The sequence below is a fragment of the Xenorhabdus eapokensis genome (assembly GCF_001908105.1).
On the sequence record NZ_MKGQ01000009.1, the window covers coordinates 58,012 to 72,129 of the forward strand.

General features: G+C 43.2%; 9 protein-coding genes. 3 read left to right on the forward strand and 6 right to left on the reverse strand.

Features of this window, described 5'->3' with window-relative positions; all coding sequences use genetic code 11:
• The first annotated feature begins 444 nt into the window (after positions 1–444).
• Entirely contained in the window at positions 445–3,573 is a 3,129-nt protein-coding gene (locus Xedl_RS08625; protein WP_074023409.1) for an inverse autotransporter beta domain-containing protein, read from the forward strand.
• 120 nt (positions 3,574–3,693) lie between these two features.
• Here the strand turns inward: Xedl_RS08625 and Xedl_RS08630 are convergent, their stop codons facing one another.
• The 6 genes from Xedl_RS08630 to Xedl_RS08655 form a co-directional block, all read right to left on the reverse strand.
• Positions 3,694–4,974 (reverse strand): bifunctional O-acetylhomoserine aminocarboxypropyltransferase/cysteine synthase, encoded by a 1,281-nt coding sequence (locus Xedl_RS08630; protein ID WP_074023410.1) that lies wholly within the window; start codon positions 4,972–4,974, stop codon positions 3,694–3,696.
• Positions 4,975–5,320: 346 nt separating this feature from the next.
• On the reverse strand, positions 5,321–6,094 hold the full coding sequence (dhbA, locus tag Xedl_RS08635) for a 2,3-dihydro-2,3-dihydroxybenzoate dehydrogenase (protein WP_074023411.1): 774 nt from the start codon (positions 6,092–6,094) through the stop codon (positions 5,321–5,323).
• Entirely contained in the window at positions 6,091–6,969 is an 879-nt protein-coding gene (locus Xedl_RS08640; RefSeq protein ID WP_074023412.1) for an isochorismatase family protein, read from the reverse strand. The genes dhbA and Xedl_RS08640 overlap by 4 nt, the downstream gene beginning before the upstream one ends.
• 19 nt (positions 6,970–6,988) lie before the next feature.
• Positions 6,989–8,611, reverse strand: coding sequence for a (2,3-dihydroxybenzoyl)adenylate synthase (locus Xedl_RS08645; RefSeq protein ID WP_074023413.1), 1,623 nt, complete (start codon positions 8,609–8,611; stop codon positions 6,989–6,991).
• Positions 8,608–9,798, reverse strand: a complete 1,191-nt coding sequence (locus Xedl_RS08650) for an isochorismate synthase (protein ID WP_074023414.1) — start codon at positions 9,796–9,798, stop codon at positions 8,608–8,610. The genes Xedl_RS08645 and Xedl_RS08650 overlap by 4 nt, the downstream gene beginning before the upstream one ends.
• Before the next feature lie 198 nt (positions 9,799–9,996).
• Positions 9,997–12,207, reverse strand: coding sequence for a TonB-dependent siderophore receptor (locus Xedl_RS08655; protein WP_083600298.1), 2,211 nt, complete (start codon positions 12,205–12,207; stop codon positions 9,997–9,999).
• 308 nt (positions 12,208–12,515) lie between these two features.
• Between Xedl_RS08655 and fes the strand changes: the two genes are divergently transcribed.
• Both fes and Xedl_RS08665 read left to right on the forward strand, forming a co-directional pair.
• Complete coding sequence (gene fes / locus Xedl_RS08660; RefSeq protein ID WP_074023415.1) at positions 12,516–13,808, forward strand: enterochelin esterase; 1,293 nt, start codon at positions 12,516–12,518, stop codon at positions 13,806–13,808.
• A 47-nt stretch (positions 13,809–13,855) separates the two neighbouring features.
• Positions 13,856–14,110, forward strand: a complete 255-nt coding sequence (locus Xedl_RS08665) for an MbtH family protein (RefSeq protein ID WP_074023416.1) — start codon at positions 13,856–13,858, stop codon at positions 14,108–14,110.
• The last annotated feature ends 8 nt before the right edge of the window (positions 14,111–14,118 follow it).

Sequence of the window (14,118 nt, forward strand, 5' to 3'; positions counted from 1 at the left end):
GGTAAGTCACTCAATAACCTTGAGTGGTGCGGACTATAGACTTTTCTGACAAAGAGATACAACGAGAAAAACTGATACTTATGAATGAAAAGATTTATGGAAAAAGGGAGGTCCAGGTTGGAGCCGAAAGAAGACAGATGCTCGCACAGTGCGGTCGAGTATTACAACGACACCCGTCCTCATAGCTTTAATGGGGGAATTTTTCCTGCTCATATTGTATTGAATATCCAGCCTAACTTTTTATTCTGATTCGAGCCTTATGTCATTATTATCCATTAAAAATGAATTAAAACAGTAAGTGATAACTTTCTCTTATCGGCTCATAACAATATTTCATTAAGCAGGTTATTAATAAGCATCCTAACTTATTTTAAGTGTACAAAAAGATTAAATTTTTACTCTTATTGCGTGTTGGGACATCAAATATTCCATGAGGTATTATATATGGGCTTTTATAATAGAAATAAGTCTATTAAGTGGTTTTTCTATATAGGTTCACTGTTTTTGCCATTTATCTCAATGAACTCATTGGCGATAGGTGAAAGAAACACTGAACAACAAGCAGTGGCAAATACAAATAACTTAAATGAGAGAGGTGATGAAACCGCCGGTTTAATTGCACAAAATATTCAGACGGTGAGCCAAGTCTTGTCGTCTTCCCCTTCCCAACTGACAGAACAGGCGAAAGCCTATGCGTTAGGAAAAATTAACGGAACCATATCCAACGAAACTCAGCGATGGTTATCGCAGTTTGGTACAGCCAGAATTAATTTTGCCCTTGATAGAAAAGGCAAATTGGATAACGGTTCTCTGGATTTGTTGCTTCCGTTCTATGACAATAAAGCTGATTGGCTGGTTTTCTCCCAATTTGGTTATCGCCATAAAGACAGCCGCCATACCGTGAACGTCGGTCTGGGCGGACGTTATTTCACCCCCAGTTGGATGTATGGGTTGAATACTTTCTTTGACCATGATGTCACTGGTAAAAACCAACGTCTTGGGGTAGGAGCTGAAGCCTGGACTGATTATGTCAAACTCTCTGCGAATAGCTACTGGCGTCTGACCAACTGGCGTCAATCATTGAAAGAGCGGGATTGGGAAGAGCGCCCTGCTAACGGTTTTGATCTGCATGGCGAATTCTATTTACCCGCTTACCCAAACCTGGGGGGTAAGTTAGGCTTTGAACAATACTTTGGTGATAACGTTGTGCTGTTCAATCGTGACAGCAAACAGAAAAACCCCAGTCTGGGTAGAGTTGGCCTGAATTATACGCCGATCCCGCTGGTAACAATGGGGGTGGATTACAAATATGGCGGCAGCGGGCACAGTGAAACCCTGTTTCAGGCCAACCTGAATTATCGGTTTGGGATTCCCATTGGTGATCAGTTCTCGCCGGCGAGTGTTGCTTCTATGCGTACACTGGCAGGCAGTCGCTATGACTTAGTGGAAAGAAATAACCATATTGTTCTTGATTACAGGAAGAAGTCACAAGAATTGCAATTGATGCTGCCAGAAAACGTTATCGTAGGTTATAGCCTGCAAAAATGGCCAACCCCGATACAGGTGGCAGCTAACGAAAAATCACGCGTTAAACGCATAATGTGGCAGTCGGATGAGGCATTTAAGAAAAATGGCGGTAGTATTTCTAATGTGGGTGGCGGTAATGATCTTATTGCCCTTGTATTGCCTCAATATGTTCCTGATGGTCAGAATACCCATACGATCAATGTGATTGCCGAAGAGAATAACGGCAAGCTCACCAAGCCAGCGCTTCTGAATGTGACCGTGCAGCCCTTTACGGTCAAACAATTTAAAGCTGAAAAATTAGCCACTACGGCCAATAGTGATAAGGGGGGGTATAATTTACTGGCAACGCTCGCGCATGGTACAAACGATAGCGATCTTATTCGCAATACTTTGTTTAATGATGTTATCTGGTCTATTGAGCCACAAGATAAGAATGTGACCCTGCATTGGGATAAACAGAGCAAAACCAATGATCAGGGGCAATTGCAGGCAACAGTAACCAGTTCTCAGCCGCTGAAAGATGTGAAAGTTTTCCTGGAAATGCCGGGTATGCCCAAAAAACATATTGGGACTATTGGCTTTAGCGGACTACTTTCTGACTTTAGCGTTAAATCTGTCAAGCCGTTGGTCAAGGGATCCGTTCTTGCTGGGGATAATGGCTATACCTTTACGGCTACTGTCAAAGATAAAGCGGGTAATCCACTGCAAAACTATCAAGTGGATACTATATGGTATCCTGAGAAACTGCCGGATGGCATGAAATGGACGTCAGTGCAAGACACGACGGATGCCGAGGGACGGTTGTTTGCGACCTTAACCAGTACCAATCCTGCGAAAGGTATTAAAGTTGGTGCCTCCATTGATGGTGGTAAGACGACGACATACGCGGAGAACCCAGTTGCTTTCATTGATGACATTGAGATTGAAGGGATTGAAGTCACACCGACTGATGATCTTGAGGGTGACGGACGTAAGGCTTATCTCTATAAGGCCAAAGTGACCGATGCTGCCAGTAACCCCATACCGCATTTGACCTTAGGTCATGATAAGGTGATTTGGGGTGTAGGTAAGAACGGCCAATATGACCACAGCAAGCTGTTAGAAGAAGGTAAGCTGGTGTTCAGAAACCAAAAGCTAACCACGGATGAGCAGGGCTATTTAACCGCAAACCTGACCAGCTCCATTGGTCTGGATAAGATCAAGGCCAAGCTGCAAGTTGTGACTAAGAATAGCAAACCGGAAGCGGTTGCTAACACGCTTGTAAACTTTAAATCAGTCGATCAGCCTGCTGGATTTCATATTTATAATTCGCACAATCAATCAGTCTATCGCTACTTTAAGAGTAATGAAAATGGACCTCATAATCTCTTCACGAGTGTTTTTGGAGAGCTAAGAATTGATCCAAATAAGCCTCTTGTTGATCCAGCCATTGAAACAGGCCTATATGGAATAGACTCAGGACAATCAGGGAATTTCAGATATAGTGACGCTTTTGGTGGGAATAAGGGAGTTTTCCATTTTAGGGAGGACGAGGACAATGCTAATAAGCTACCACTACTCCCTATAAAATTAAGGGCAAAGGTGACTAACAATCAGACAGGAGAAATACATTCCTACACCTATACAATAAAACCTCTGCGCATTTTTAGCTCTAAGATGATAGCTGGACCTGATCTAACAGTACAAGATAATTCATGTGAAAAATATTCAAGTAATCCTTCTGGCGTTGACCAAGTCGTGCGTTGGGGGCTTTCATCAGTGAACATAATGAATTTGTGGCCAGTATCTGGGGAAGACATTGATAACGACCCTATCTACACTGAGAAATATGGTACGACTCTACTTGAAGAATTTGACAATATAATGGATTGGGATTTGATAAATAAAAACGTGAGTGGCGACCGTAACGTTGTGCTGGTATATAATAACACACGTATCAAGCTAAACGGCTTTAATCCTGGCTCTTTTATGGGATTTGATATTAATAAACGTCAAGCGGTTCCTATGAAAGATGTTGGAAGTATCATCTGCCTGATTACACGTTAAAAACCAATCAATAGAATAAATAATAAAAAAAACAGGCTCATAATTATTGAGCCTGTTTTTATTTTTATTACCGGATAAGACATTTTTAATATTCTGGTTTTACCGCGTTTAACCACGATTTTATTGCGTCTTTGCGGTCTCCAGTGCTTGCGCAAGGTCGGCAATAATATCATCGCTATGTTCGATACCGATGGACAGGCGAACCAGATCGCGTGAAACGCCCGCTTTCACCATTTCTTCATCATTGAGCTGACGATGGGTTGTTGAGGCTGGATGACAAGCCAGAGATTTAGCATCACCAATATTGACCAGACGCACAATCAATTGCAGGGCATCGATAAAACGGATACCGGCTTCTTCTCCGCCTTTAATGCCAAAAGACAAAATCGAAGCTGGCTTGCTCCCCATATAACGAACCGCCAAATTATATTCAGGATGTGCAGGCAACCCCGCATAGTTTACCCAAGATACCTGCGGATGTTTTTCCAGATAGTGTGCAACTTTCAGGGCATTTTCTGTATGGCGTTCCATACGCAATGCCAGTGTTTCCAGCCCTTGTAAAATCAGGAAGGCATTGAAAGGCGATAACGCTGCACCGGTGCTACGCAGTGGCCCAACACGGCAACGGGCGATAAAGGCTGCCGCACCAAAATGTTCGGTATAAGTTATGCCGTGATATGAAGGATCAGGCGTGCCCAAAATTGCAAAGCGATCCTGATGCGCCGTCCAAGGGAATTTGCCTGAATCGACAATCACCCCACCAATCGAAGTGCCATGTCCGCCAATATATTTGGTCAGGGAATGGATAATAATATCGGCGCCATGTTCAAATGGTCGGCATAAATAAGGCGTTGCAACGGTATTATCGACAATAAGCGGGATACCGTGCCGATGAGCAATATCAGCCAACGCCTGGATATCAATAATATTCCCGCTTGGGTTAGTGATGGATTCGCAATAGACGGCTTTGGTTCTTTTATCGATCAGGGTGTCAATGACAGCGAGATTGTTGTGATCAACAAAACGGGTTTCAATCCCAATATTGGGGAAACTGTGTGCCATCAGGTTATACGTTCCGCCATATAATTTCGCCACCGAGACAATATTATCCCCAACCATAGCAATAGTTTGTATGGCGTAGGTAATAGCCGCCATGCCAGAAGCGACCGCAAGTGCACCGATACCACCTTCCAAAGCGGCGATGCGTTTTTCCAATACATCATTGGTGGGGTTCATGATGCGGGAGTAAATATTACCTTCCACTTTTAAATCAAACAGATCAGCACCATGTTGGGAATCATCAAAAGCGTAGGAAGTTGTCTGATAAATCGGGACAGCAACGGCTTTGGTTGTTGGATCGGGTGAATAACCTGCGTGGATGGATAAAGTTTCTAATTTCATTGTCATTTCCTGTAATTAAATGAAGGAATACTGAAATGTTTGAGACTGACAATCAAAATTACAAAATAGCAATATAAAATAAGCAATATCATAAAAAAATCTCAATAGATATCAATTTGATATTAACTTAAAAAAGAAATTCATTTTTTCAACACCGTATAGCGATAAAACACCATTATGGCATCCGTATTAATAATCCACTATGACTCACGTTTATTACATTTTACCGCTTGCTTTACTGAAACCATCTATACTTTAAACAACTAAAACATTCAATAAACATAAAATATATTTATTAATGGTGGTAAAAAAGCGCTTATGCTGATTCGCAGACTGTTGTTGTGGGTTACCAACCCAAGGTTGCTCCACCATCCACAACAATATCCTGCAAGGTAATATGACTGGCGAGATCTGAAGCAAGAAAAAGAACGGTGTCTGCAATTTCTTCCGGTAGGGCAATTTTTTTCAAAGGAATACCTAACTTAAATTTGTCAGGAAAACCATTGATGATATTTTGCCTGATTGCCGCGTTTTGCCACGTATCATTTTGCCACATATTGCGTAGCATAGGCGTATCCGTTGAACCAGGAGAAACCAGATTACACCGCACACCGTAGGGAGCCAATTCCAATCCAACACTTTGGCACAGGCTGCGCATTGCAGCTTTAGACGCGCCATAAGCTGACATTTCAACTCGTGGAACATGAGCCGCGTTAGAGCAAATAGAGACAATGTTTCCGCTGCGTTGCCGTTGAAACTGTGGAATGACGGCTTGAAAGAGGTTAAAAGCACCCCCCGCATTGACGTTGAAACATTGCTGCCAATCTTCCCAACTCAGGTTTTCTGTTCGCCCTGTTCGCAGGATGCCAGCACTATTGATCAATATATCCAGGTGCGGCTCGGCCGTGAGTAATTCACGGCAAAGCTGGCTTACAGCGATATGGTCACTGATATCTAACTTATAAGCAGTAAAAGGAAGATCAGAATCGGGAAATGCCAAATCGAATCCGATGACTTTTGCTCCGGCCTGGCTAAATCGGCTGGCAATATGATAGCCAATGCCACTTCCAGCTCCTGTCACCCAAACCTGTTTATTACTGAAATCGAAAGTTATATTCATAGCTTGGCTCCTGCGCTTTCAGTCAACAAAATAAGCCAGTCTGCCAATGTTGGGGTTTTCATGAGTGAGATAAAATCAATATCATGGTTTTCATAACGCCAGCGTGCTGCCAGTGACATTATTTTTACCGAATCGAGACCGTAATCCAGCATGTTTTCATGATCATCAATATCACCAGCGTCATCATCCAACAGAGGTAAAATTTCGGCGCGGAGACGTTCGCGTGTCCATGCAGGTTGCGGAGATATTTCATTAAGTAGTGTTTCTGTCGTGAGTACCCGACCACAGCGGCCAGCAATATAATGTAATGCCATGATGTGCTCGTCGTAGCTGAAATCTGCCAATGCATCAGCGACAAAAAAAGGTTGGATATCACGCATAAAGGCATCTGTAGCCGTTATCATGCAACCAATATGCGCATAGATACCACAAATAATTAATTGATCACGCCCCATGCTTTTCAATTGTTGTTCCAAATCTGAACGTTGAAAGGCACTGTAACGCCATTTTATTAATACCGTGTCATCGCTTTCAGGTGTCAGAGCATGAGTAATGCTTTGCTGTTCAGGATACAGATTGATCCCCGCACCCCACATATCATTCAGCAATCCACGGTCTGCCTCATCTTGATGTTTAGGTTGGGCGGTATAGAAAACCGGTATTCCCTGCTGCTTACACACTGTTTTTAAACGCAAAATATTATTGATAACCTGCTTCACCAGCAAACTGTCAGTCTGCCAGAAATTGAGGAAATAATTTTGCATATCATGGATGAGTAGTGCGGCACGCTTGTTATCAAGCGGCCAATTCACTTTATTGGTTGGTAATTCTTGAGGAGTAGGAAGAAGGTAGTCACTCAGTGTTGGAATACTCATTTTGTCCCTCTGTGATACGTTAAGGTGCCGCATGGATTAACGTGCTGTATGCGATATGACGTAATTTCTGTTTATCGATTTTTCCGACAGGTGTCATAGGAAGGGATGGAACGTTTTCAAAGCGGTCGGGAAGTTTGTAATCAGCGATACCTTGCTCGCGTAAAAAACGACGTAATATGGCTGATTTTACCTCTTCACGGGTAACGACATAGGCGCAACTCTTTTCTCCCATGATTGAATCAGGGATAGCGATCAAGGCTGCATGGATCACGAGTGGATGGCGTAACAGTAAATTTTCAATTTCCTCTGCTGCAATTTTTTCACCACCACGGTTAATTTGATCTTTTTCTCTACCCACAACTTTTAGATAGCCTTTCTCGGTCTGGATGACTAAATCACCCGAACAGTAAAAACCATTTTCATCAAACACTTGATTGTTATATTGAGGACTTTGGTAGTATCCACGGAACGTATAAGGCCCACGTGTCATCAGCAGACCGGAAACCCCGTAAGGTAGCGGATTACCTAGTTTGTCGGAGATCCACACTTCATCATCATCACTAATCGGGCGACCTTGAGTCGTGAAAATCGTTTGTTCATCATCATCCAGACGCGTGTAGTTAACTAACCCTTCGGCCATGCCAAATACCTGTTGCAGTTGACAACCTAATTCTGAAGGTATCCTTCGTGCCAGCGATTCACTCAGGCGGGCACCTCCGACTTGCAATAACGCCAGACTTTCCAGTGGTGATTTATTCCCTGTCAGTGCAATCGCTTCCAGCCACAGGCTTACCGCAGGGGGAACTAAAGCAGCAACGTTAATCTGATATTGTTCAATCAATGGGAAACAGCTTGATGGACTGGGATCATGAGCCATAATCACCTGACCACCAGCATAAAAAACGCCTAATGCGCCTGGTGAACTCATTGGATAATTATGTGCGGCAGGAAGGGCACATAAATAACGTGTTTGAGGATTGAAATGGCAGATATCAACACTGGCTCGAATACTGTAGTAGTAATCATTGTGAGTTCGGGGGATCAGTTTGGGGATACCCGTACTGCCTCCCGATAGTTGGAAAAAAGCCACTTCATCTGCTGGGGTGGGCGTTGCGATAAAATCTTTTTCTTTTTCATTAATCAATGTTGTTAAATCTATCGGGCTGCCGTTATCTCCCCGCAGAAATATGTGTGTCAGTGAAGCGTAATGTGTATGCAGTTCATGGATAAATACATTGTCAGAAAAGAGTGAATGGCTACGGTCTGCTATCAATAGTGATGGTTTTATTTGATCGGCATAGGCTAATAGCTCGCTACGCTGATGGCTGAACAGCGCATTGACGGGAGCCACTCCTAAACGCAGCAGGGCAAAAAAGGTGACATAAAATTCTGCAATATTACCCAATTGCACCAATGCAGTTTGCCCATGCTGAACCCCACGGCGCTTGAGGGAAGCGGCCAGGTTATCCACGAGTTGATTCAGTTGGCGATAAGTATATTGTTGGTGCGAGCAAATGAGAGCGATATTTTCGTTGTCAGTATGACGCCTGAGTATGTCGCAAAGGGGAAGGTCAAGCCAATAGCCGCGCTGGCGATAGCGTTGTGATAATGTTTCAGGCCAGCGATTAAACGCAATACTCATAACACACGTTCCTTACTGTCAGATAATCCCAGAGCTTGTAGCATGGTGCCAAGTTTCACCCCTGTTTCTTGCCATTCAGCAGGGGGTTGTGAATCAGCAACGATTCCCGCTCCTGCAAAGAGTCGAATATGGTTTTCGAATAATTCACCACAGCGAATAGTAACAACCCATTCACCATTGCCCTTGGCGTCACACCAACCGACAATGCCGCCAAAATAGTTGCGTTCAAAAGGTTCGAGCTGAGCGATGAGTTCGTAGGCTCGTTCTCTTGGTGTCCCACAAAGTGCTGGAGTTGGATGAAGTAAGCTGGCAACAGAGAGGGCGTTTGTGTGTTTATTGCGTAATTCGCCGCGTATTTCTGTCGCGAGGTGCCAAAGTACAGGGGTGCTGAATATTGAAGGAGAGTCTGGGATCGCCAATTTAGTACACTGTTCAGCGAGTGCGGTTCGGATTGCATCAATCACTAATTGATGCTCATGGTGATCTTTAGCTGAATGTAGCAGTGACTGGCGCAACGCATTGTCTTCCAGGATATTGTGACTTCTGCGTGACGAACCTGCCAGTGGTTGAGAAATAAGGGTATTGCCCTGTTTACGTAGCAGAAGTTCTGGACTAGCACCCATTAGCGTACTGTTTTCTAGTGGGATATGAAAGTTGTAGCTATAAGGGTTTTGGGCATTAAGCTGTGTAAAAAGTTGGATAGAATCAGGCTTTCGATCAAATTCAACATTCAGTAGCCGCGAAAGGACGGCCTTATCAAGCAAGCCATGATGTATGGCATCAACAGCTTGCAAGACCATCTGACAAAATTCTTCTTTTTCCGGCCATAAATGCCACTGCTTTATTTGTAACGGGGGCATAGAGGATCGAGGGGGAAAACGTGCGGTTTCCCGTTCCAGCCAATGATATTCATAAGGTATATAGAGAGCAGAAGGTTGGCGTTTATCAAAAGGGATTGCCCCGACTGCAATAGGGTTTTTAATTCCGGCTTGTTCAGCTTGCAGGAATAATTGAGAGAGATGATCACTCAATGGATTATCAATATCATCATGATGATTGGCTGGGGTAGTGACTTTGGCAAAACGTCCTCGTGCATGTAGGCTCTTACTTGAAGACAGGAACACAAAATCATCACAACTAAAATCCAGTAATTCGGATGTGCGATATTCAGTCGTTAACGTAAGCACGATATTTCCCTGTTACTATTTGATAACAAATTGGTTAAAAATAGATTGGTGTAAAAATCAATTATCTATTATTCAGTTTTATGGTTCGTTGCGCTTGAGACATAAAAGTGATCCAATACGTCTTAATATGTGTTGGTAGAAGCGATTCACAGTGGCAAAAAGCTTTTGCCTGATGCCACTGAGTAAATGAGTTTTGCCTTACCAGGTATATTCCACTGTGGCAACGATGCTGCGTCCGCTGCCATAGAAGCAGGCTCCAGCATTCTTGCACGAAGCGACATAACGTTTATTGCTCAGGTTATTCACATTCAGTTGTACACTGGCACCTTTTAGTTGCGGGGAAGCTTCGCCAAGATCGTATTTCGCCATCAAATCATAGAGCGTATAGGGCTTGACATGGAATGTTTCTTCATCATTACCGGAAGTGGAACCGGTATAACGTACGCCGGCGCCTAATGTAAATCCTTTCAGCGCCGTTTGTGTGAAGCTATAACTTCCCCAGGCAGATGCTGCATGTTCAGGAATAGAAGGCACTCTTTTACCAACTCGTGCAGTTCTGAGATCATCTTTGGTTTTGGTATCTGTATAGGTATAGCTCGCTATCAGATTGATCTCTGGGGTGATCTGAGAATGAATTTCGGCTTCTACTCCCTTTGAGCCAATTTTGCCAATTTGTTCACTAAAGCCAGCACCTGGTACGGAGGTTGTGACGTTTTTCTGCGTGATATCGAACAGAGAAAGTGTTAACAGGGTATTGTTATCTTTTGGTTGGAATTTAATACCGATTTCAGTCTGTTCACCTTTTGTAGGCTTGAAAGCAGGAGTACCGGATTTACCTTGATCCAGATTAGGCTCAAACGAGGTGCTGTAACTGATGTAGGGTGAAATACCGTTATCAAAGGCATACAACAAACCCGCACGTCCTGTGAATGCACGGTCTTTTTGTGTTGTTGAGGTGTTTTTGATCAGGTTTTGTTGCTTGGTTTCAGTCCAATCATAACGCCCTGACAAGACTAAATTCCAGTTTTCCCAACTTAGTTGATCCTGCAAGTAAACACCTAACTGATTGAGTTTCTTTTTCCCATCTTGGTTGAGGGACAGTTCTTTTTCATCGACAGGAATACCCCAAACTGGGTTTGACCAATCAAAATTGTGCTTTCCTTTCTCATCCCAGTCACGCCAGAATTTATTGTGGTTATTTACCCACTTATAATCGATCCCACTGATGACGCTATGCTCAAAGTTTCCTGTTGAGAAAAGTGCTTTCAGTTGGTTATCCATGCTCACCCCATGAGACTCATTATGTTCGCGTTGTGGAAAACGTTTAATAGTGGGAGGAGTAGGGTCTGATGCAAAAACTAAATATTTTGAACGTTCATTCGATGTTGAATAACGCAAATTTTGTTGGAAAGAGAAAATATCGTTGAAGTCATGCTCAAGAATGTAGCCGATAGATCCCTGCTCCCGTCTGGATTGATTAAAAGAAGGATCACTGAGATTCATATCGTAGGGAATATAACCTGCATTGGGAACCGATGTTACAGTGCCGATTTTAGGATAGAAGTTACGGAATCCTGCTTTCGGATCGTACTGATAACTGGTCAGTAATGTAAACGTTGTATTATTGTTGGGTATCCATGTCAGAGCTGGAGCAATGGCAATTCGCTCTTTTTTATAGTCTTTGACAAACTGCTTTTGGGTGCTGAGTACACCATTTAAACGATAGAGAACGGGAATGTTATCCCCCAGAGCACCACCAAAATCAAAGGCTAATTCACCCAGGCTCTGATTACCTGCTTTCATCTGTACCTTGTGGATAGGCTGGTCAGTTGGCCTTTTGCTAGTCATATTAATCAAGCCCCCAGGGCTGACCTGACCGTATAGCACAGATGCTGGTCCGTGCACCAACTCTATGCGTTCTAATAGCCAAGGGTCAATTTGACCTACGGTGCCTCCTGAACTGTTCGTACCATAACTCAACCCATCAAGGAATTTAGGAGCATAACGAAAACCACGGGTAATCACTTCGTCGTTGCGGTTGGAAGAGCCGCGATAATTCGTCACAACACCACTCGAATAATTCAGGGCGTCAGCAACGCTCATTGCGCCTTGTGCTTCCATTTGTGTGCGATTGATGACGCTGATTGACTGGGGAGTTTTGATAAGAGGGGTAAGGCTTTTGGTGCCTGCGGCACTGTCTGATTCTACAAAATTTTTTTCAGAATCCCCTTTCATCTTGCTTGTGACAATTAAGGTATCTTCGCTGTTATTGGCAGTCCCATTATTGGCTGAGGCATACGGGGATAACAGTAAGATAGAAGCAAGCGATAAGAATAATTTATTATAGTTATAGTTTCTATTTGTTCTTTTTGCGGTTTTCAATCTTTCATTCTTGATAGGCAGTACCATAGATTTTATCTCTCAATATAGCTATTTTTAAAATAAATTATTAAAAATCAAATATATAATTAAGTCGACACCATTATGGCTAAACTGAATAGTGAAGGCCTCCTGCCTCGTTACCCCGATAATGCTCCATTAATTCTGTTAGCCAGTGGTTAAGATTAATAAAATAAATTGGATGATATTGCAAATAAAAATCATTATCAATATCATTGGTAAATGATAATCGTTTTTATTTTCCGTATTCGTTGTTGGTATGGTGTATCAAATGGATATGTCATTTGTGAACGGATGTTTTTGAAGGGGATAAAGGGATGAAGTTAGTATTTCAGCCATCAGGTACGGTAGATAATTTATTATCTGATCCTAATGTTGGTAGTGAATTGTGGTGGAAAAATATTGCTATTTTGGGAACTCCCATTATAGAAACTGCAAATAATCATCAAGTTAAAACAACCTTCCTTTGGCGAGATCCTCATGGGGACGAACAAAATTCACCTTTTCGCCGAGTCTATATTGATATCAATGGCATCACTGATCATCACCACCCGCAACCACAGAGCCTGCAACGATTGCCTGAAACGGATATCTGGTATTGGTCAGTGAACCTTGAAGATAACTGGAGAGGAAGCTATCGATTTATACCTGCTACTGACACATATTTGCCCCCCGAATTTTCTGATGAAATCAAGCTGCGCAATCAACAGCAACGTGAATGGTGGATCTCACTCTTTCCATTATCCATTTCAGATCCTTTGAATCTACAGGGCTGTCATCGTAATGGGCTTGGTTTGCCTTTATCGGCAATTCATATGCCTCATGCTTCTGCGCAGACTGCATGGTCACTCATTGATAGGATTAGCGCGCAGCCAGATCAACGGGAACCTTTGTTTTTGCATTGGCATAGTGAGCGACTTAACAATCAAAGGCGGTTTTGGCTTTACTCCACGGGGGAAGAAACGGCGCATCCTCGCCCTCTTATCATCCTGTTGGATGGGTTGACTTGGGCGGAGAGAGTGCCGATTTTTCCGGTGATTGATGTAGCGACTGAAAAACGGCAGATACCAGAGGCGGTTTGGCTGTTGATTGATGTTATTGATATGCCGCATCGAGAGCAGGAACTTCCCTGCAACCCAGATTTTTGGCAAGCGATTCAGGATGAATTGTTACCGCTTGTCGCACAGTATGTGGCTTTTAGCGATGATCCTGCACAAACAGTGATAGCAGGGCAGAGTTACGGTGGGTTGGCCGCATTGTATGCCGCACTCCATTGGCCACAACGTTTTGGCTGTGTTCTCACACAATCAGGGTCTTTCTGGTGGCCTGATAGCAAAATGGTTCGGCAGTTTCAGTCATCTGCTGAACATAAAACCGGTTGGCTGACACAGCAGGTACTTGGGCAAAAAATTATTCCTTCATCATTAAAAATCTTTCAGGAAGCGGGTTCCCGTGAAGCAGATATCCATTTTGTCAATGATCAAATGTATGCCGCGTTGCAAGGGGCAGGGCACAACGTGAATTATCGCGTGTTTAATGGTGGGCATGATGTGTTGTGCTGGCGCGGTGGGTTAATTGATGGTCTTAGTTGGTTACTGGCTAAGCAATGATATGACAAACCGATTATTGAGATCCAAGAATTGATGAGAATTAAAAAATGAATTTGGAACAAAAGAATCCTTTTGATGATGACGAAGCCACTTTTTATGTGCTGATAAATAATCACCAACAATATAGCCTTTGGCCTGCCTTTGCCGCACACCCCACCGGTTGGGAGCTTGTTATTGGCCCGAACTCACGAGCCGCCTGTATCGCATACATAGAAGAGCACTGGGTGGATATGCGTCCGGCTAGTTTGCGCGAACCACAGATAAATCAAATTGATAATGCTGATGGTTTAACCTATCGATAAGAAAGGAA

Coding starts and splice junctions, on each gene's coding strand:
- Xedl_RS08655 (WP_083600298.1), bottom strand. CDS start 12,207: ATGGTACTGCCTATCAAGAATGAAAGATTGAAAACCGCAAAAAGAACA.
- Xedl_RS08640 (WP_074023412.1), bottom strand. CDS start 6,969: ATGAGTATTCCAACACTGAGTGACTACCTTCTTCCTACTCCTCAAGAA.
- Xedl_RS08665 (WP_074023416.1), top strand. CDS start 13,856: ATGAATTTGGAACAAAAGAATCCTTTTGATGATGACGAAGCCACTTTT.
- dhbA (WP_074023411.1), bottom strand. CDS start 6,094: ATGAATATAACTTTCGATTTCAGTAATAAACAGGTTTGGGTGACAGGA.
- Xedl_RS08645 (WP_074023413.1), bottom strand. CDS start 8,611: ATGAGTATTGCGTTTAATCGCTGGCCTGAAACATTATCACAACGCTAT.
- Xedl_RS08630 (WP_074023410.1), bottom strand. CDS start 4,974: ATGAAATTAGAAACTTTATCCATCCACGCAGGTTATTCACCCGATCCA.
- fes (WP_074023415.1), top strand. CDS start 12,516: ATGAAGTTAGTATTTCAGCCATCAGGTACGGTAGATAATTTATTATCT.
- Xedl_RS08625 (WP_074023409.1), top strand. CDS start 445: ATGGGCTTTTATAATAGAAATAAGTCTATTAAGTGGTTTTTCTATATA.